The 19,941-nt window shown below is 69.2% G+C and carries 14 protein-coding genes; 2 read left to right on the top strand and 12 right to left on the bottom strand.

Going from position 1 to position 19,941, the window contains the following annotated elements:
* The first annotated feature begins 428 nt into the window (after positions 1-428).
* Entirely contained in the window at positions 429-3,587 is a 3,159-nt protein-coding gene (locus IPN47_00480; protein MBK9406532.1) for a prolyl oligopeptidase family serine peptidase, read from the top strand.
* Between the two features lie 198 nt (positions 3,588-3,785).
* Here the strand turns inward: IPN47_00480 and IPN47_00475 are convergent, their stop codons facing one another.
* Complete coding sequence (locus tag IPN47_00475) at positions 3,786-5,036, bottom strand: mannose-1-phosphate guanylyltransferase (GenBank protein MBK9406531.1); 1,251 nt, start codon at positions 5,034-5,036, stop codon at positions 3,786-3,788.
* 40 nt (positions 5,037-5,076) lie between these two features.
* Here IPN47_00475 and IPN47_00470 point away from each other — a divergent pair, with 40 nt between their 5' ends.
* Positions 5,077-5,898: a ubiquinone/menaquinone biosynthesis methyltransferase gene (locus IPN47_00470; protein ID MBK9406530.1), complete on the top strand. Its 822-nt coding sequence runs from the start codon at positions 5,077-5,079 to the stop codon at positions 5,896-5,898.
* A 42-nt stretch (positions 5,899-5,940) separates the two neighbouring features.
* Here the strand turns inward: IPN47_00470 and IPN47_00465 are convergent, their stop codons facing one another.
* The 11 genes from IPN47_00465 to IPN47_00415 form a co-directional block, all read right to left on the bottom strand.
* Positions 5,941-7,527 (bottom strand): response regulator, encoded by a 1,587-nt coding sequence (locus IPN47_00465; GenBank protein ID MBK9406529.1) that lies wholly within the window; start codon positions 7,525-7,527, stop codon positions 5,941-5,943.
* A gap of 31 nt (positions 7,528-7,558) precedes the next feature.
* Entirely contained in the window at positions 7,559-7,936 is a 378-nt protein-coding gene (locus IPN47_00460; protein ID MBK9406528.1) for a response regulator, read from the bottom strand.
* Positions 7,933-8,340: an Hpt domain-containing protein gene (locus IPN47_00455; protein ID MBK9406527.1), complete on the bottom strand. Its 408-nt coding sequence runs from the start codon at positions 8,338-8,340 to the stop codon at positions 7,933-7,935. The genes IPN47_00460 and IPN47_00455 overlap by 4 nt, the downstream gene beginning before the upstream one ends.
* 310 nt (positions 8,341-8,650) lie before the next feature.
* A complete protein-coding gene (locus tag IPN47_00450) occupies positions 8,651-10,093 on the bottom strand; it encodes a TolC family protein (protein ID MBK9406526.1) in 1,443 nt (480 codons plus the stop codon).
* Positions 10,090-11,397 carry an HlyD family efflux transporter periplasmic adaptor subunit gene (locus tag IPN47_00445; protein ID MBK9406525.1) on the bottom strand — a complete coding sequence of 436 codons (1,308 nt, stop codon included), beginning with the start codon at positions 11,395-11,397 and terminating at the stop codon, positions 10,090-10,092. Before IPN47_00445 ends, IPN47_00450 begins: the two co-directional genes overlap by 4 nt.
* Complete coding sequence (locus IPN47_00440) at positions 11,397-13,604, bottom strand: ATP-binding cassette domain-containing protein (protein MBK9406524.1); 2,208 nt, start codon at positions 13,602-13,604, stop codon at positions 11,397-11,399. Before IPN47_00440 ends, IPN47_00445 begins: the two co-directional genes overlap by 1 nt.
* 169 nt (positions 13,605-13,773) lie before the next feature.
* On the bottom strand, positions 13,774-15,675 hold the full coding sequence (locus IPN47_00435) for a PAS domain S-box protein (protein ID MBK9406523.1): 1,902 nt from the start codon (positions 15,673-15,675) through the stop codon (positions 13,774-13,776).
* A 237-nt stretch (positions 15,676-15,912) separates the two neighbouring features.
* Entirely contained in the window at positions 15,913-16,929 is a 1,017-nt protein-coding gene (locus IPN47_00430) for an MCE family protein (protein MBK9406522.1), read from the bottom strand.
* Positions 16,926-17,723, bottom strand: a complete 798-nt coding sequence (locus IPN47_00425; protein ID MBK9406521.1) for an ABC transporter permease — start codon at positions 17,721-17,723, stop codon at positions 16,926-16,928. Before IPN47_00425 ends, IPN47_00430 begins: the two co-directional genes overlap by 4 nt.
* 78 nt (positions 17,724-17,801) lie before the next feature.
* Positions 17,802-18,464 (bottom strand): response regulator transcription factor, encoded by a 663-nt coding sequence (locus IPN47_00420; GenBank protein MBK9406520.1) that lies wholly within the window; start codon positions 18,462-18,464, stop codon positions 17,802-17,804.
* A gap of 19 nt (positions 18,465-18,483) precedes the next feature.
* Positions 18,484-19,530: a sensor histidine kinase gene (locus IPN47_00415; GenBank protein ID MBK9406519.1), complete on the bottom strand. Its 1,047-nt coding sequence runs from the start codon at positions 19,528-19,530 to the stop codon at positions 18,484-18,486.
* Positions 19,531-19,941 lie beyond the last annotated feature (411 nt).

Raw genomic sequence — 19,941 nt, 5'->3', positions numbered from 1 at the left:
TGCAAGGACAAAGAACCTGCGCACAAAAACCTCCCGATGTTGGGGGGGAACCGATTGACTCGCAGAAAAGGTGACGACCAGACCGGGCGAGGCGAACCCGTTCATCCGCTCATCACTAGCCAGGAATCGTCCTGCGGCGCATTTCTGCGAGTGGCCAAACCTCGGAAACTGTCTCCGGAGTGTCAAGAAAATTTCGCGACAACCGGCGCATCCCGTTGCGGGACTTGACAATGAGGGTTTTCCTCATGGCGGATTAGCGCGTTGCATGTGTGATCCCCTATTGCCGAAATGCGGGGGAGATGTTACCCCGAGCGTCCGCTTGACGGCTCGTCCCACCCGCCAGGCCCCGTCGCTCGTCAGGCACCTCACGAAACCGTCGATTCGCGCCACCCTGCTCGTCTGACTTCCCCCCGCCGCCTGCCGCCCCCATGCGAACTCGGACCGCACCGCGCTCCAGCGCCGCCCTCCTCACGCTCACCGCCCTCGCGCAATTCGCCCTCGCCCTCACCCCGCTGCACGGGGTCCGCGCGCAGTCGACGAGTCCCCAGGCCCGGTTCGAGCGCCCGATCGCGCCAGTCACCGCCACCGACCTTCTGCAGATCGTCACCAGCCAGGTGGCCGACCTGAGTGATGACGGGCGCTGGCTCGCGGTCCTGCAGCAAACCCGCGCCGACGGCTTCGGAACCGACGTCCGGCGCGACGGCGACCCCTCGTACATCCGCCCGGCGGTGGCGCGCCTCGTCAGCATCAACACCGCCACCGGACAGCACCAGGCGGTCTTCAGTGAGCCGCGCGTGCTGCGATCCCCGGTCTGGTCGCACGACGGCAGCCGACTCGCCCTCCTCGCCCTGGGCGGTGACCGACTCCAGCCCCTCATCTGGGACCGCGTCAGCGGACGTACGCGGACGCTCACCGTCCCGGCCGGATGGTACGTGGCCGAGAACAGCGACGTGCGGTGGAGCCGCGATGGCACGCGCGTGATCGTCGCACTGCGCCGCGACCGCTGGCGGGGGCGCGTGACCGCGGAGTTCGCCCGCATGACGCAGGGGCCGGTCTTCGTGCAGGACGGGCGCGACCCGTTCCTGGCATGGGACCGCCTGCGCCGCGAGGGAAACGTCCGCGCCGTCTACTCGCTCGACGCAGTCACCAGCCAGCCGCGCGAACTGCTCCCGGAGGGGATGATCAGCGCGTACCAGGTGAGCGAGGACGATTCGTTGGTGACGTGGGAAGACGACATCACCCGGCAGACCGACTACGACGTCATCTTCGGGACGGAGCGCCGATTGATGGCGCGCGTGGCGGGTGAGGCGGCGCAGGTCGTCCTCCCCTCGCTCAAGGGCGTCACGCTCGCCTGGTCCAGCGACGGGCGGCAGCTCGCGTGGAGCCGCGAGGGGAAGGTCTGGGTGCAGCGAGCCGGTGGGGGCTCCCCAGCCCGCCAGCTCGCAGGCCCCGACTCGGCCGCCAGCAGCACCGGCCGCGCGGCGACTGACACCAGTGCCGCCGCACGCGCCGATCGCGAGGCGCAGCGCTTCACCGTGGTGCGCTGGTCGCCGCGCGGCGATGCCCTGCTCCTTTCCAATCGCGAGGGATTCTGGGTTGCACCTGCCGACGGTGCGCCGCGCACACGGGTGGTGGCGACCAGCGACTCCGGGACGGCGCCACGCTACCAGCCGATCGACTGGAGCGCGGACGGACGGCACCTCTACTTCAGCATCGCCAGCCGCACGGAATGGGGACGCGGCGTCGCCCGCTACGATCGGGAGAGCAAGACGCTGCAGGAGCTGGTGAAGGACACGCGCCTGTACGGCGGAGTGCGCCTCGCCAAGGCAGGCGACGTGCTCGTCTACTCGTCAGGCGAGGGGAACCGTCCGCAGGAGCTGTATGTCGCCGACGCCGGCATGCGCAACGCGCGGCGCGTGACCGACGGCAACCCGCAGCTCGCCGGCAAGGCGTTCGCCCGCACCCGTCTCATCACCTACCACGACATGGACGGCGCCACGCGCTACGGCGTCGCCTACCTCCCAGCTGACTACGACGCCAGCAAACGCTACCCCACGCTGTTCAACATCTACGAGGAGTTCTTCGACGACACCTTCGACCCCACGATCAACGTGCTCACGGCCAGCGGCTATGTGGTGGTGAAGCCGAGCGTGGGCTTCGAGACGGGCTTTCCGGGAGAGGCGTGGGCCAAGGGGGTGACGGCGGCCGCCAACCACCTCATCGAGGCGGGGATCGCCGATTCCGCCCGGCTTGGCGTCTTCGGGACGAGCTACGGCGGGTATGCCACCAACCTCCTCATCACCCAGACCAAGCGATTCCGCGCCGCGGCCAACATCTCGGGGAAGGTGGACATGATCTCGTTCTACACCGACTCTCCGCGCTTAGGGGTGCGCAACATCCATGCGGCGGAGAAGAGCCAGGATCGACTGGGGGCGACGCTCTGGCAGCAGCCCCAGAAGTACGTCGCCCACTCGGCGGTGATGTTCGCCGACCGCATCACCACGCCGCTGCTCCTGATGACCGGCGCGCTGGACCCGAACGTGCCGGCCGACAACACGCGCGAGATGTTCTACGCCCTGCGTCGCCTGGGGAAGGACGTGACGTGGGTGAACTACATGAACGGCGGGCACGGGACGCCGTCGACAACCCCCGCCGACTTCGTCGACTTCCACGACCGGTTGGTCGCCTTCTTCGACCGCCACCTCAAGGGAGCGCCGGGCGAACGCGTGGTCGAGGCGATCGCGTTCACGGGCGAACCGCTGTCGCGCGCGGTTCCGCCAGCCGCAACGCTGGCGCGGATGGAGCAGCAGCTGGCGGATGCGCGCTCGGCGTGGCGCCGCACGCCGGCGAATGCCGACTCGATCATCTGGTACGGACGGCGCACCGCCTATCCCGGGCGCTTCAACGAGGCGATCGCGATCTTCAGCGACGGGATCGCGACGTTCCCGGGCGACGCGCGCTTCTATCGGCATCGCGGGCACCGCTACATCAGCACGCGCCAGCTCGACAAGGCGATCGCCGACCTCGAGAAGGCGTACGACCTGACGAAGCATGCGCCCGACGAGGTCGAACCCGACGGGCAGCCGAACGCACGCAACATCCCGACGTCGACGCTCAAGGGGAACATCCGCTATCACCTGGCACTCGCGTACTACCTCAATGGGGACTTCGCGAAGGCGTTGCCCCTGTACCAGGAGGATGTCACCGCCTCACGCGGCAACCCCGACATGCTCGTCGCCAGCAGCCACTGGTTGTACATGACGCTGCGTCGCCTCGGGCGGAACGGCGAGGCGGCCAAGGTGCTCGTCCCGATCCGCAAGGACATGGACATCATCGAGAACGGGGCGTACCACAAGCTGCTGTTGCTGTACAAGGGTGAACTCACCCCCGGGGAACTGCTGGGGCGCTTTGGGACCGACGGTGGACTGGAGGACATCACCACCGCGTACGGCGTGGGGAACTGGCACCTGTACAACGGGCGGCGCGCCGAGGCCGAGACGATCTTCCGGCGTATCGTGAGCGCGCGGGGGCAGTGGGCGTCGTTCGGGTATCTCGCGGCCGAGGCGGAGTTGGCGCGGATGCGGTAGGTGCGCATGCGCTCGTGGCGGCGGCGGCGGGGGGGAGGTTCAAGTGAGATCAACGGCGGTCACGCGAAGCCGCGAAGGCGCGAAGAGAACCTGCGGTATGGGTGCCGCGGCTCGCGTCTTCCGGCTTCGCGGCTTCGCGCCTTCGCGTGAGCCGTTCTTGAGTCCACGCACGCCGCCAGGCAGACAACGCCCGGCGCGCTACTCCTCGCGCGGGAGCTGCCGACGCAACTCGTCAGGCAGTTGGTCGAGCAGCGGGCGCAGGTCGGCGGCGCGATCGAGCGTCGTCACGAAGGTCACCCCGGGGAGCGAGACGACGAGCAGCCCTTCCACGCCGTAGAGCACGACGGACGCCCCTTCGGCGTGCACGACGTTGCCACTGGCGTCGACGAAGTGCACATCGCCGATGGCCCCGTTGCCGTCGTCGTCGAGGTCGCGGGCGCGCTTGAGCGAGGCCCAGGTGCCGACGTCGTCCCATCCGAAGTCGCCGGGAACGACCGCCATGCGCCCGATGCGCTCGAAGAGCCCGCGTTCGAGCGAGATGGAGCGCACGTTGGCGGCGAAGGCATCGTGATCGGTGAGATCGGCCGCCTCGAGGACGGGGGCGACCTCGGGGGTGTGCAGCGCCAGTGCCTCGAGGATGAGGTTGGCGCGGGCGAGGGCGACGCCGGAGTGCCAGAGCGCCCCCTCGGCGCACATCGCGGCGGCGAGGTCGGCCTCGGGCTTCTCGACAAAGCGCTCGACGAAGGCCGGGCCGCCAGCCGCAAGCGGGAAGTCGATCGCGAGCGCATCGCCGACGACCAGGTAGCCGAAGCCGGGCTCCGGTCGCACCGCACTGATCCCCACCGAGACGATGAGGTCCTCGCGCGCCGCCACGGCCCCGCCCTGGCGCAACGTGTGGCGGAAGGCATCGGGGAAGGCGATGGCGAGGTCGGCGTGCAGCGCGCACAGCAGCGCGTTGGGACCGGCACGCTTGGCGACTTCCCGGGCCCCCCACGCCAGCGCCGCCGCTGTGCCCAGCGGGCGCGGCTCGACGAGCAGGTTGGCCTCGGGGATCTCGGGGATCGCGCCGTGAATGGCCGCGGCGATATCGTCCGAGGTGACGACCAGGGTGCGCTCGGCGGGGATGAGCGGATGGAGCCGTCCGACCGTCTCGGCGATGAGCGGGCGATCGCCAACCAGGCGCAAGAGCTGCTTGGGGCGGTGCGGCGACGACAACGGCCAGAAGCGCGACCCGATCCCGCCGGCGAAGACGATGGCCCACATCGCCGTGTCGGACGACAGGAGCTCCGTCGCCGCCAGCTGCTCGGCGGGGAGCGTGCCGGCGGCGCTGGTGCTGCCAAACGAGGTCCACCCGGTGGGCGGGGTGTCGCCGATGGACATGTCCGGTGCGATGTTGGCGTGAGGGCGCTCGACGGTGGGGCGCGTGCTCCCCCCGATCAGGTCACGCAAGATAAACTACTCCCCGGCATCCCTCCCCCTCCATTCCTTGATGCACTCGCCGAACCCCGCCGTTCCTCCGCCCGCCCCCGGATCGGATTCGCCCGCCCGGGCGACGCCGTCGCCGCAGGCGCTGGCATCGCTCGACCTGGCGACCTACCTCGGGGATCCGGCGCGCAAGCAGGACTTCGTGACGCCGATGTTCGAGCACATCGCGCCGAGGTACGACGCCTTCACGAGGCTCTTCTCGTTCGGGATGGATGCGCGGTGGAAGCGGGAGTTGATCGCCTGGTTCGACGCGCGCGCCCCGCAACGGTGCGACGTGCTCGACGTGGCATGCGGTACCGGGGATCTGGCGCTCGCCGCGGCCGGGCGGCGCCCGGAAGCGACCGTCACCGGCGTCGACGCGGCGCGCGGCATGATCGAGCGTGCCCTCGCACGCGTGCGGGCGCGCGATGCGTCGCGCGTGCACTTCGCCACGGGCGACCTGACGCGCCTGTGGCTCAACGACGCCAGCGTCGATGTCGTGCTGGCGGGGTACGCGCTGCGCAACGTTCCGGACTACGAGGCGGCGTTGGCCGAGCTGCACCGGGTGCTGCGCCCGGGTGGGGTGCTGCTGACGCTCGACTTCTACCGTCCGCCGATGGCGGCCTGGCGCGAGCTCTTCCTCGGCTACTTGCACCTGTCGGGGAGCCTGGTGGGGTGGTGGTGGCACCGTGCTCCCGTCATCTACAACTACATCGCGCACTCGATCCGCCACTTCACCACGTCGGCCGGCTTCGACCAGGCGCTGGAGCGCACCGGGTTCACGGTGGTGCGGCGCCGTGACTACCTGCTCGGCGGGATCGCCCTGCACGAGGCGGTGCGGCGTTAGGCGTTCGACCGGTCGGGCGGCGGGCGTCGCCCGACCGTGCGGCTACGCGATGGCGCGCGGCTCCGCGGCGCGCGCGCGCTGCAGGTGCTCGCGCACGAGCGCCAGGAGTTCGAGGTGCGTGAACGGCTTCTTGAGGAAGCCGACGTGGTGCGGAAATGCGCCACGCCGCAGGAGTTCGTCGTCGGCATAGCCCGACATGAAGACCACTGGGAGCCCGGGGCGCTGGCGCTCGAGCTCAACGACGAGCTCCGGTCCACGAAGCCCGGGCATCATGACGTCGGTCAGGATGAGGCGCACCCGACCGCCGTCGCGGGCGAAAAGCGCCAACGCCTCCTCGCCGGAGGACGCGTCGAGCACCGCGTAGCCCGCGCGTTCGAGGATGCGCCGCGTGAGCGAACGCACCGCCTGCTCGTCCTCGACCAGGAGGATCAGCTCCCCCTGTGCGGCATCGGGGGCCGTCTCGATGAGCGGCGCCGCCACGGAGGACGGCTCGGTCGCCTCCGGAAAGGCGACGGTGAACGTCGTCCCCCGCCCTAACGACGAGTCGCACCGGAGCGCCCCCTCGCTCTGTTGCACGATGCCGTAGACGATCGAGAGCCCGAGCCCTGCGCCCCGCCCCGGCGCCTTGGTCGAGATGAACGGTTCGTAGAGGCGCGCCTGCACCTCGGGAGGGATCCCCTCGCCGTCGTCGCGCACCGTCAGCCCGATGTAGCGTCCCGAGCGCAGCCGCGGCTTCCACGCCTCGCCCTCGCGCACGTCGATCGGCGACACCTCGATGGTGATGCGACCGCCGGCGCGGACCGCCTCACGGGCGTTGAGCACCAGGTTGAGGACGAGTTGCTCGAGCTGCGTCGGGTCGACCTTCACGCCGCGAGTCCCCCCCGAGGTGACCAGCGTGAAGACCGTGTCACCGCCGACGAGGCGACGCAGCATCGGCTCCATCGCCCCCACCGCGTCGCCCACGTCGATGACCCGAGGCTGCAGTTGCTGCTGACGGCCGAGGGCGAGGAGGCGTTGCGTGAGTTCGGCGGCGCGACGCGCGGCCTGGCGGATCTCGCCGATGGCCGTCGGGACGTCGCTCGGCTCCAGCAGCCCGTGCTCGAGCGCCTCGGCGTTGCCGATGACGATCGTGAGCAGGTTGTTGAAGTCGTGGGCGACCCCTCCCGCCAGCCGGCCGAGCGCCTCCATCTGCTGCGCGTGCCGCAGCTGCGCCTCGGCACGATGTCGCCCGATGGCGTAGAGAAGCGAGCGCAGGATGAGGGTGGGATCGACGCGCCCCTTGAAGAGATAGTCCTGCGCCCCGTGACGCACCGCCTCGAGTGCCACGGCGCTGTCGTCGAGCGCAGTGAGCACGATGATCGCGCAGTCGAGGTCGAGGTCGAGCAGCGCATCGAGCGTCGCCAGCCCGCTGCTGTCGGGGAGCGAGAGGTCGAGCAGGACGGCGGCGAATGGCTCGCGTTGCAGCCGCTCGATCGCCTGCGCGAGCGAGGCCACACGGTCCGCTTCAAAGTCCGCCCGGGCATCGACGCCGTCACCGCCACCGCTGACCGCCGCGATGACGACCGCGGCGGTCACGTCATCGTCCTCGACGACCAGTACTCGCTCGCGCTGCAGCGCCCCTGTCATCATGGGATAGCGGTGTTCGCGAGGCGGCGAGCGCCTAGCGCGCGAACGCCCCCTCCAGCGCGCGCGAGATGGCGCCCAACAGGATCGACTCGTCGACGATCGGCTTGGTGACGTAGTCGTCGAAGCCGGCGGCGATGTACTTCTCGCGGTCGCCGGTCATCGCGTGCGCGGTCAGCGCAATCACGGGCAGGTGCCGGAGCGCCGGGTTGGCACGCAGGTGGGCGAGCGTCTCCACGCCATCCATGCCGGGGAGCGAGATGTCGAGCAGGACGAGCGAGGGGAGATCGCGCTCCAGTCCCTCCAGCGCCTCGATCCCGGTCTCGTACTCCGTACACTCGTACAGCCCCTCGAGCAGGGCCAGCGCGAGCAACCGGTTGTCGGGATTGTCCTCGACGATCGCGATGCGCTTCACGCGATGCCTCCTTCGATGCGACCGTAGGCTTCCAGCTGCCCCCAGGCGTTGGTGACTTCGATGGTCATGACGTCGATGCGGGCCGACAGGTCGGCGGGGCCGAGGCCAACGGCCTCCTTCTCCAGCGCCGCCGAGACGGCGCGCAGCGACTCGGCCCCCACCTGTGCGGCGCTCCCCTTCATGGCATGGGCCAGTCGGCTCAGCTGCTGTCGCTCGTCGCCGGCCACGGCGGCGCGCATGGCACCGAGCCGCTGCTCCGACGTCGTGCGAAAGAGCCCGATGACCTTGGTCAGCAGGTCGCGCCCCCCGATGCGCTGCACCAGCGCGAGCGCCTCGTGCATCTCGGGCGGCGGGGTCTCCTCGTGCGAGGTTGATTCGTCGACAACGGTGGTCGGGTTGCTCATGCCGAGCTCACGGACGGGGTGGTTCCAGCGCCACGGGCGCCGGGGGTCATCGGTGAGTATCGGACGCCCGAATCCCGCAATGAAGGAATTTCCCCTTCCCCCTCTGGGCATTCTCGTTGGGGGCGACTAACCGCGCCGTCGCACGCTCCGTGGCGGGCGCAGGGTGGTCGCCGCACGGTGGCCAGCGTACTCTGGCCGCCGCACGGTGGCCGGCGTACCGTGGCGGGGGCACGCTGGTGGGCGCACGGTGGCGGGCGCACGCTGAGCGGCGCGCCGTGGCCGGCGCACCGCGTCCCGTCCCGCTCGCCCCCTATCGCTCCGGGAGGCGGGCCGGCTCGCCGATGGCGACGGCGAGTGCGGCGCGCGCCGCCGCGTACTTGGCCTCGAGCGAGATGCGCTTGAGCTCCTCGTCGATCACCTGCCGCTCGCGCGTATTCACGAGGAAGAGCGTGCTCTCCCCGTTCTCGAACTTCCGCTGCTCCCCGTCGCGGAGCAGTCGCGATTGCTGCACCGCCTGGCGTTGCAGCTGCAGCAGGGTGTCGAGCGCGGCCAGGTCGTTGGCCGCCGTCCGCACGGAAATGGCGATGTCGCGCCGCACGAGCGCGAGTTCATACCGTTGCTGCTCGAGCTTTCCCGACGCCGACGCGTACTTCCCGCGCTCCTTCAAGGCGAGCAACGGAAGCTTGAACGCCGCGCCGAGCTTGGCGTCGTTTGTCGTCCCGGCGGCGTCGCCGAGCGCGGAGAGCCCCTCGTCGCGCGCACCGATCGGCGTGTACGACAGCTCGGCCAGGGGGATCCAGCGCTGCTGCACCGCGAACAGCCGCTCCGACTCGGCCTGCTTGACCTTCGCCACGACCTTTCGCACGCTGGGGTGCCGCTGCTCGGCGACGGTGAGCCAGCGCGCGACGCTCGTGGAATCGATCGGTTGCGCCTCGAGCCCGGCGAGCGAAGGGGAGGCAAGCGAATCGAGCGACACCGGCTCGCCACGTTCGTTCCAGAGCAGTCCCTCGATCACGATGGTCGCGTTGCGATAGTCGACCGTCGCCTCGAGCTGCTGCACGGTTCGGCGCTGCCACTCCAACCGCGCCTCGATCGTGTCGATGGCCGCCGCATCGCCCTGGCGCACCCGGCTCCGCACTGAACGCAGACGGAAGTCGGCGAGTGACACCGCCTCGCGGGCCAGCTGCTGGCGACGCGAGGCTTCGTACCACTCGCCGTAGAGCTTGGCCGCCGTCAGCAGGAACTTGTTCACCTGCGCCGCGCGCTCCCCCACCGCGTAGTCGCGCAACGCCCTCGCCTGTGCGAGGGCGTTGCGACGCTCGTCGGTGAGCATGCGCTGCCCAAGGGGGACGCTGATCCCCGCCGAGAGCAGCCCGCCCGACGGCGTGCGCCGGTCGGGGGCAAAGTACCGCCCCTCGGTGCGCTCGTAGCCGAGCTTCACGTCCACGCCTAACGGGGTCGGGATCTTGAGCGCCGACTCCACATAGTCGTAGTAGCGCGTCCCGTCGAACGTCTTGCGATCCCACGACCCGGTGACGGTGGGGTCGAACGCCCCGCGGGCCTGGCGCACCTCGCCGTCGGCGATGCGCTCCAGCAGGCGCGCCTGCTGCACGACCGGGTGGTGGGTCGCCACCAACCGATAGAACGACTCGAAGGTGAAGGGGCGGGTGCTGTCGGCGGAGGGAGCGGACGGGACGGTCGTCCCTCCCTGCGCGACGAGCAACGCCCAGACGAGCGGCACGGTGGCGATCATTTCTTCCCCGCCCCGCCGTCCTTGGCCGCGGCGTCGCCGGGCTGCACGCTGGGCGGGAAGCCGTTGAGCACGCGCCAGAGCTCGAACCAGACGCGCACCTCGTCGAGCATCGCCCACCCTAACACGCCAGAGCCGACGCGCACCTGCTGCGGCCATGGCTCCTCCGCCGGGTCGGGAACGACGAGCACGCGATAGCGCCCATCGGGGCTGATGGTCAGGTCGATGACCCGGATCTCCCCACCAAACGTCCCGACGGCCACGCTGGGCCACCCCGAGAACTGGAGCGCCGGCCACCCGTCGAACTGCAGTCGCACCTTGCGCCCCACGCTCAGCAGCGGGACGTCCATGGGGCGCACGAAGAGCTCCACCGCCTGCTGCGGATGCGCCGGCATGATGGTGACGACCGGATCCCCTTCCTTGAGCTGCTCCCCCAACCCCGACTTGACCGCGCGCACGACGTAGCCGTCCTGCGGGGCGGTGATGCGATACATCCCGTTGCGGATCGCCAGCGACGCGACCTGGTTCTCCAGCTTCGACACTTCGCCGGTCCCCTCCCCGATTTCGGAGCGCGTCGCACTCATGTCCGACATCGCCTTGGCGATCTTCTCCGCGTACTCGGCGCCGTAGCCCTCGAGTTCGACGCGGGCGTTCTGCAGCTCCTGTCGCTTCTCCACGAGCTTGGCGCTGACCGCCTGCGCCTTCATGACGTACGCCTCGAGGTCGGCGCGCGACTTGAGCCCCTCGTCGAACAGCTGCTGGTTGCGCACGAGCTGCCGCTCGGCGACGACCGAATCGGTCACCGCCGACTGCACCGCCGCCTCGTACTGCGCCACCTTGTTGCGCCCCTTGGCGATGCTGAACTCCCGCGTCTGTTCGAGCGCCGACACCTGCCGCTGCAGCGCCTCGACTTTGGCCCGCTTGGCCCCCACCGACGCTTCCTTGCCGGCCAGCACTTCCTTGTACCGCTGCAGCGTGTTGGGGTCGAGGTAGCCGTCCTTGACCTCGGTGATCTCGACCAGGAGCGTGCCGGCCTTCACGTACTCGCCTTCGGCCACGTGCCACGCCGCAATGCGCCCGGCGATCACGGTGGGGACGACCTGCGGACGATCCTGCGGGCGCAGGGAAGTCACGACCCCCTTCCCCTGCACGTTCTGCTGCCAGGGGAGAAAGAGGACGACGACGAGCAGCAGCGCGAGTCCACCGAGGATGCGCGCGAAGCTGTGATGGCGGTCGGCGATGTTGAGCAGTCGCGCCGCACTGAGCGGGGCGATGGTGACGTCGAGTGGAGAGTGCTGGTCGGCCATCAGTTCAACGAGAGTTCTCGGAAGTACGGATCGGAGCGGCGCAGCTCCTCGAAGGGGCCGTCGCACGCCACGGCGCCGTCGCGCAACACCACGACGCGGTCGCAGGCCGCCAGCACCTGCGCGTCGTGCGTCACCGTCACGACGGTCCACGACGCGTCGCGCTTGAGGAGGCGCGCCAGGAGGTCACGCTTGACCGGCGGGTCGAGGACGTCGAAGACATCATCGAGCAGGAGGAGGCGCGGCTTTCCGGCCAGGCACCGCGCGAGTTCCACCTTGCGCGCCACCTGCGACGGCAGCCCGCGACCTAACGACGCGACCGCCGTCTGCAGCCCGTCGGGCTGCCCCTGCACCCATTCGAGCAATCCGACGATCGCCACCGCCTCGAGGACGTCCTCGGTGCGCACCCACGATCGTCCCATCGCGATGTTCTCCTCCACCGTCCCCTCGAAGAGCGCCAGCGAGCTGCCACAGTGCGCGACCAGTTCGCGCGCGCGCGCCCGGTCCATCTCGCGCAGCGAGACGTTGTCGTACGTGATGGCGCCGCGGTACGACTCGTACAACCCGCCGATGACGGCCAGCAGCGTCGACTCCCCCGCCCCTTCCACGCCGGTGATCGCCACGTTCTCCCCCGGGAAGGCGGAGAGGGAGATCCCGTTCAGGACCGGCTGATCGCCCCCGGGATACGTGAAGCTCACGTCGCGCACATCGAGGGCGAGCCCGTTCGGATCGGCGATGGGCGGCGGGACCATCCCCGTCCCGCGCTCCTGCGACAAGTCGGTGATGTGCCCCGCCTTCTCCACCGCGGTGAGCAGGTCGTAGACGTCTCCCAACCCGAGGATCGCCTTCTCGACCGCCAGCAGTACCGAGACGATCACCAGCTCGGAGGCGACGAACTGCCCGAGTGTGATCGAACGATTCACCACGAGGACGCATCCGAGGATCAGCACGCCCCCCGAGATGAGCGTCTTGAAGATCACGAAGGCCCAGGACTGCTGGACCAGCACGCGGAAGTGCTCCTGCCGGTACGCGAGGTACCCGGTGACCTCCTCATCGAGGCGCTGGATCGGGAGATCGCCGCGCCCGGAGAACTTGAAGGCCGGGAGGTTGCGCGACAGTTCCTGCAGCCAGTGCGCGACCTTGTACTTGTACTTGGACTCGTAGAGCGACGTCTCGAGGCCGTGCGGCCCCGACCAGCGGAAGATCCCCGCCAGGATCACGAGCAACAGGAGCCCGAAGAGCGAGAAGTACGGGTGATAGAAGGTGAGCAGGATGACACCAAAGAGGACCTGCAGGAGCGCGGCGATCCAGTCGGTGAGGATCTTCGACAGCGTCTTCTGGATCATCTTGATCTCGAAGAAGCGGTTCATCAGCTCGGGCAGGTCCACCTCGCCGATCTCGTCCAGGCGCAGCCGCGGCAGGATCCCCCCCACCTCGAAGGCAAAACGTGCGAAGACGCGCTGCTGCACCGTCTCCACCACGCTGAGCTGCATGATCTGCAGCCCGCCGTTCACCAGGGTGCCGATCACGACAAAGGCGATCAGGAGCACCACGGGCTGGAAGATCATCCCGCCCGAGACCAGCCCGATGATCGCCTGCACGCCTAACGGGAGTGCGAGGCCGAAGAGCCCGGCCAGCCCCGCGTACAGGTAGACGAAGGTGATGAGCCGCTTCTCGTGCCCGAGCAAGCGCCACAGGCGCGCCATGGGCGAGGGTGGCTCGGCCGCCTCGGCATCGTGGGCCGCGCCGCGCTCCGGCAACGCCGTCGGCGGCGTGACGGACGACGGGACCAGCATCGGGACGAGGACGTCGACGACCGCACTCCCGAGCCGAGCCCCCAGCGCCTCCATGGTGAGCGCGCGTTCCGTCCGTTCCTCTGCCCCTTCGCCGATCACGGTGCCCTGCATCACGTCGCCCTGCAGGCGTTCGATCACCAGGACCGAGAAGGCCGGACGCGTCCCCGTGACCACGACCAGGGGGAGCGTGCCACCCGAGAGCAGCGTGCGAATCTCACCCCAGGCCGCGCGGCGGCGCAGGTAGGTCAGCTGGTGCTCGCGCCCCAGTTCGATGATGTGATCGGCCAGCGCCGTCGCCGACGTCGCCTCGGGCGCGCGACGACGCCGAACCGCCACGACGCGGCGTGGATCGATCGGGACGCGGAGCGCACGGCCGACGGCCGTCGTCACGGCCAGCGCCTGACGAGTGAGCATGAAGTGCGATGTCGAGGGAGTGGGTGCACGGCGCGCGCTCGGCGCACCTGTGCTCAGAACGCCTGAAGGCTAGCGACGGCTCCCACGAATTCAAAATCTAAGTATTACGGCACAACTTACTGCTTTTTGTATGTGTTACCACCCGAACGAACGAGGGCGCCTCGACCGGTCAGCCCCGACGTCGTGCCTCGGCCGTCGCGCCGCGCTTGGCCGCCGGCGCTGGCGTCGCGCGATCGGACTCGACGGCCGGGAGGGTGAAGAGGAACGTGGTCCCTCCCCCCAGGGCGCTCTCGACGGAGATGGACCCGCCGTGTGCCTCGACGATCCCGCGCGCGATCGCCAGCCCGAGCCCCGTCCCCACCGTTCGCGACTGTCGGCGCGCGTGCCAGTAGCGGTCGAAGATGTGTGGGAGATGCTCCGGCGGAATTCCCACTCCGGTGTCGATCACGGCCACGCGAACCATCTCTCCGCTGGCCTCCGCGCGAACGGTGACGCTCCCCCCACGCTCCGTGAACTTCACCGCGTTGCCAACCAGGTTGGCGAGGACCTGCTCCAGGCGCATCGCGTCGACCTGGACGTCAGGAAGATTCGGGGCCAGGTCACGCACGAGCGACAGCCCCCGCTCGTCGGCACCCTCGCGCACCATGGTGAGGGCGGCATCAACGATCGGCCCAAGCACCTCCCGTCGCGTCTGGATCTTCAGGTGGCCGGACTCGATGGTCGAGACGTCGAGCAGGTCCTGAATGAGCCGTTGCATCAGGTGCGTCGACTCGAGGATCGCGTCGGCCAGTTCACGTCGATCCTCCGCGGCCGCCGGCGGGCTCTCCAGCAAGACCCTCGCGCACATGGAGATCGCGCTCAGCGGATTTCGCAGGTCGTGCGAGACCACGCCGAGGATCTCGTCGCGCGCCTGCGACGCCTGCTGCGCCGCCTGATAGAGTCTCGCGTTCTCGATCGCAAACGCCGCCCGGTGCGCGAGATCGTCGGCCAATGCCAACTCGCCATCGTCGAACTGGCGGGAGGGATCGGTCGAGATCAGGGTCAGCGCGCCAAGCACGCGGTCGCGCGCGACCAGGGGGATCGTCAGCGTGGCCTGAATCCCGAGCGCCTCGAGATCATCGATCGAGGGGTCGCCGTTTCCGCCCTCCCGCTCCCATCCGGCGCTCAATCGCCGCAGCGCCACGTGACGTCCCGCGGAGATCGCGTCGGCGACGGGGAACGGCCAGTTGGAGCGCTCCATGCGGCGTCGCTCCAGCGAGCGAAGCCGCTTCGTGCGCTCGGGGTCCTCGTGGACGCTGACGATCGTGCGGACGGCAGCGCCGCCGTCGTCGATCGACAGCAGGCAGCAGTCGGCGAGGTGCGGCATGGCGAGGTGCGCGACACTCCGCAACGTCGATTCGTAATCGAGCGACGTTGCCAGCACCGCACCGGCGCGGGCAAGAAAGCGCTGGTTCTCCTCGGTCCTTAGGCGCTCAGTGATGTCGCGCAGCACCACCGTGTAGATGGTGGACCCGGAGAGCTCGAGTCGTGAGATCGACGCCTCCGCCGGGAACTCGCTCCCGTCGCGTCGGAGACCGAAGATCGCGCGCCGCTCGCCCATGCGTCGCGCCACCTGTCCCCCGCGTGCGAAGTCGATCAGGTGGCGCGCGTGCGCGTCACGAAACCGATGCGGAAGCAGCGTGGACAGCGGCGTGCCGAGGATTTCGCTCTCCGAATATCCGAAGAGCGTCTGGGCCCCGTGGTTGAAATGGAGGATGTGCTGCGACTCGTCGACCGTGACGATCGCGTCGACGGCGATCGAGAGGATCCCCTCGAACTTGGCGCGCGAGGCCCGCAGCTCGCCCTCGGCCTCGAGCCGGAGTTGCAGCTCACGGGAGAGTGCCCACGCCCCCAGGAGCGCGATCGCCGCCGAGACGAAGGCGAGCACGAAGGCGATCCGCTTGAGGCCCCCACGCGCGTTCTCGCTGGCCGTCGCCGCCTGTGCCAACAACAGCACCCCCGCAACCGCCAGGACGGCGAGCGCGAGCAGGAGGGCGATGCGCGTGGGGGAAAAGAACGACGATTGCTTCACAGCGTGGGTCGAGGGGGCACGGTTCGATGTCGCCTAGCGCTCCACCGACCGATCGTCCGCCCGCACACGATATCCACCTAACACGCGTTGGGGAAGACGACACGCTCGCGTTCGCCGCGCTTCGCCGCGATTCCTGCGTGTCGCCGACGTTTCGCCACGTTTGGTCGCGGACCAAGGCACGTCAAAAACTGCCCTGTGCTCCCACCATTTTCGGGGCCGAGCCCTTCGCGCGTCCGGCTAGAAAATCCTGACGTTCACGTACTTCTTGGGATTCCTTCGCATGTCACCAATCAAGGCCTGCAACTCGCGCAGCGTCGAGTCGGCGTTGCGATAGAGCGCGGGGTCGTTGACGAGCAGTCCTAACGAGCCGTCGCCACGGTTGATCTTGGCCATGACCGAGTCGCCGTTGGCGATGAAGCGATGCAGGCGCTCCTCGGAGGAGCCCAGCCGCCCCGAGATCTCGAGGAGGCGCCGGCTGGTCTCGCGCATTTCCTTGGCGGCGGTCGCCGCATCCGCGACGATTTGCTGGACTTCACCGCGCGCGGTCGTGGAATCGAAGCGCGCCGAGATCGACCGCACGTCCTTCGAGGCCGCGACGAGCGACTGCACCCCGTCCTGCACGTCCGCCGACATGTCGTGCATGTTCTTCGACTGCTCGCGCACGGTGTTGGCGAGGACGGTGGAGAGCTCGGCGAAGTTCTTGATCGACGCGCGCAGCTCGCGCGCGGCGCGATCGTCGAAGGCGACCTCGACCCGCTCGGCGACGGTGGCCACGTCACCGGCGATTCGCCCGGCGACGGCCGTGAGCTGGGCGATGTCGGGCAGGGTCGCACCAGGGAGTCGTCCGCCCCCCTGATCGGCCTCGGCGATCTGGCGCGCCACCGCCTCGTCGCGGGGGAGCGCGTCGCGTCCGAGGATGGTCGCCTGCCATTCGCCGAAGAGCGACGACTCGTTGAGCAGGACGACGGGATTGGCCGGGAGCTCCGCCGTGGGGTCGAGCGCGAGGCGCGCTTCCACCCACCCGTTGGGGGCGAGTTCGAGGCGTTCCACGCGTCCCGCCTTCACCCCCCGAATGACGACCTGGGCGCCGATGCGCACGTTGCCCACGTCGCGAAAGCGCGCGATGACGTTGCGCCGCTTCTGTCCGAGATCGGACTGCTGAACCCACAGCACGGCGCCGATGAGGATGATCGTGGTGACGATGATGGTCAGCCCCACGATGAAGTCGTTCGCCCGTCCCTTGGGTTGCGTCATGGATTGCGCCCCAGTAGCCACACGACGGCCCAGAATGCATCGAGCACGAGGATCATCACGGCAGAATACACCACGGCGTTGGTGGCCGCCCGCCCCACGCCTTGTGCCCCGCCTTCCGCCGACATGCCGTGCAGCGACCCGATGAGCGTGACGGCGGTCCCGAACGACGCCGACTTGACGAGGCCATAGCGCACGTCGAACGACTGGAAGAACAGGCGTAGGCCGCGCTGGAAATCGTGCGACGAGAGGTCGAGCAGCAGCACCGAGGCGACCCACCCCGCCGCGACGCCCACGACCATCGCCAAGCCGACCACCACGGGGAACATCACCGTCCCCGCGACCACGCGCGGGACCACGAGAAAGGCGAAGGGATCGTAGGTCAGGGTCTCGAGGGCGTCGATCTGCTCGGTGACGCGCATCGTCCCGAGCTCGGCGGCGATGTTGGCCCCCACGCGTCCGGCCAGGGCGAGCCCGGTCAGGACCGGGGCCAGCTCCATCGTGATGGTCTTCTCGACCAACACTCCAACGAAGTAGAGCGGTACCGCCCCCGTGAAGGAGTAGCTCGCCAGGAGCGAGAGGACGATGCCGGTGAAGATGGCGATGAAGACGGCGATGGGGAGCGAGTCGACCCCTAACGAGCGCGCCTGTGCGGTTGCCACCGGCCCCCAGGTGCGCACGTCCGCGACGGCCCGCAACGTCTCGGCACAGAACCGTCCGGCGCGTCCCGCCCCCTCGACCGACGTCCGGGTGCGACGTCCGAGCCCTTCGACGGTCAGTCGAAGCGAACGACTCATCCCGTGTCCCTCCCGCTATAGCGCCGCTGATGCCTCGGGGCGCGCGTCCGGCCGCGCCCCACGAGCGGCGACGTCGTCCTACGGCTGGGCGAGCAAGCCCAGTCGAAGCGCAAACTGCACGTAGTCCGCGCGGTGCGACAGCCCCAGCTTCTCGTTGATCCGCTGCTTGTACGTGTCGACGGTCTTAGGGCTGATGAAGAGTCGCTCACCGATCTCCGGCGCCGAGTAGCCTTGCGCCGTGAGGCGCAGCACATCGCGTTCCCGTTCGGTGAGCTTCTCGAAGCGCTCGCGATCGACCTGATGCGGATCCTTCTTCGTAAGCCCCTTGGCGAGGACGCGCGCCGCCGTCGGGCGCACGTACACGTCGCCCTTGGCCACGGCGCGCACCGCATCGACCAGTTCGCGATCGGCCGCGCTCTTCACCAGATAGCCCGCGGCCCCGGCTTCGAGCAGGGGGACGAGATAGTCCTCCTCCGGATGCATCGTCAGGATCAGCACGCGTGTACTGAGTCCCTTGGCGACGATCTCCTTCGTGGCGGCCGTGCCATCCATCCCCGCCATCGACAGGTCCATGACGACCACGTCGGGCTTGAAGCGGTCGACGAGCGAGATGGCCTCGCGTCCGTCCTTCGCCTCCCCGACCACGTCGATGTCCTTGGCCGTTCCCAGTACCGCCTTGAGCCCGGCTCGGACCACGGTGTGGTCGTCCGCCAGCACCACCCGAATGAGATCAGAAGTCATGCACGCCTCAGATGTATCGTTAGGTTGCCGTCGTCTCGCTCGACGCGGCGGTCCGTGCCGGCGCCAGCAGGGGGACGCTGGCGATCACCCGCGTCCCTCGTCCCGGCGCACTCTCGATTTCGAGCGCGCCATCCACCAGCGCCATGCGCTCGCGCATGGTGAAGATCCCCATCCCCGGGCGCCGCCGATCGGCATCATCGGTCCGGAATCCCACGCCGTCATCGCTCACCTCCAACCGCGCGACCCGCCCCGACACCCCGGCCCGCATCATCACGCAGGTGGCATTGGCGTGGCGCAACGCGTTGTTCAGCGCCTCCTGCGCCACCCGGTAGAGCACCGAACAGACGGCGGGGCCAATCTCGTGGGCCGAGTCCTCCACGACGACTTCGATCCGGATCGACCCCCGCGCCTCCGACTCGCGCGACAGGTGCTGCAGCGCGGCGCCGATTCCGAGATCGTCGAGCACCCGCGGATGCACCGTCTGCGCCAGCATCCGCACCTCGTCCAGCACGTCGCTCGCGATGCGCCGAATTCGCTCCAGTCGCTCGCCATCGTGCGGGTCGTGGTTCTCCCGAATCACCACACTCAGTTCCATCAAGAGCGCTGCGAGCGACTGCGCCGTCGAGTCGTGCAGCTCGCGGGCGATGTGCGCGCGCTCCTCGTCCCCCGCGCTGATCACGCGGGAGGTGAGTTCGCGCAGCCGCGCACGGTCCGCCGCCAGGCCGTCGAGCAATACGTTGAGCGCTCCACCGACGCGCTGCAGGTTGCCGTCGGCCAGCATCGAACGCGGGACGCGCGCCGTCAGGTCGCCGCGCCAGATGCGCTGCGCCGTGGACTCGAGGTCGGCCAGCGGACGCAGGGCCAGCGACACCAGCACCAAATTGACGAGCGCGCTCCCGATCATCGCGCCCCCAAAGACGACCGTCACCGGTAGGTCACCGAACCCGCCGCGCCGCACGATGGTCGCCGCGACGAGCGCGACGATCACGAGCAGCGCGTTGGCCCCCGCCAGCTTTGCCGCCAGCGGGACCTGAAGGATCGCACCAATCCAGGACGGTACCCGCACCGCCCCGACCGCGTGCACGGCCGGAACTGGCGGCGGAGTGGCCCTCCCCTGCTGGGGCGAGGCGGTAGACAGTTGCGGTTCCGTAGTTACTCCCGGCGGCAGCGCCGCAGTGGCAACCGAGACCCGGCGCCCTGCGCGCCGATGTCATCAGAACGGGTAAGCGTCGTCGCCATTTGCGGTTGGCTGGCCGACACCTCTCATCCTGATGTGAGTATGGGGTGTGTGAAAGGCAGGCTTTGTCGGGCGCTCGTCGGATAATCCCCGCAAAAACCTCCCACAAAATGTCAGGTATTGCCTGACCCATTCATAGGGGTCGGGGTTTCCCGCGCCACCGATCAGCGGGAGCGAGAATCCCGGTACCGTCACCCCTGACAGACTCGTGTGACGCGACGGCCGACTTTCAGGACACCA

The sequence above is a fragment of the Gemmatimonadota bacterium genome, from assembly GCA_016719105.1.
Classification (GTDB): Bacteria; Gemmatimonadota; Gemmatimonadetes; order Gemmatimonadales; family Gemmatimonadaceae; genus SCN-70-22.
The sequence above is the reverse complement of the archived record's forward strand: the minus strand, read 5'-3'. Positions and strand labels throughout refer to the sequence as shown.

Coding starts and splice junctions, on each gene's coding strand:
- IPN47_00480 (MBK9406532.1), top strand. CDS start 429: ATGCGAACTCGGACCGCACCGCGCTCCAGCGCCGCCCTCCTCACGCTC.
- IPN47_00470 (MBK9406530.1), top strand. CDS start 5,077: ATGCACTCGCCGAACCCCGCCGTTCCTCCGCCCGCCCCCGGATCGGAT.
- IPN47_00465 (MBK9406529.1), bottom strand. CDS start 7,527: ATGATGACAGGGGCGCTGCAGCGCGAGCGAGTACTGGTCGTCGAGGAC.
- IPN47_00455 (MBK9406527.1), bottom strand. CDS start 8,340: ATGAGCAACCCGACCACCGTTGTCGACGAATCAACCTCGCACGAGGAG.
- IPN47_00450 (MBK9406526.1), bottom strand. CDS start 10,093: ATGATCGCCACCGTGCCGCTCGTCTGGGCGTTGCTCGTCGCGCAGGGA.
- IPN47_00445 (MBK9406525.1), bottom strand. CDS start 11,397: ATGGCCGACCAGCACTCTCCACTCGACGTCACCATCGCCCCGCTCAGT.
- IPN47_00440 (MBK9406524.1), bottom strand. CDS start 13,604: ATGCTCACTCGTCAGGCGCTGGCCGTGACGACGGCCGTCGGCCGTGCG.
- IPN47_00430 (MBK9406522.1), bottom strand. CDS start 16,929: ATGACGCAACCCAAGGGACGGGCGAACGACTTCATCGTGGGGCTGACC.
- IPN47_00425 (MBK9406521.1), bottom strand. CDS start 17,723: ATGAGTCGTTCGCTTCGACTGACCGTCGAAGGGCTCGGACGTCGCACC.
- IPN47_00420 (MBK9406520.1), bottom strand. CDS start 18,464: ATGACTTCTGATCTCATTCGGGTGGTGCTGGCGGACGACCACACCGTG.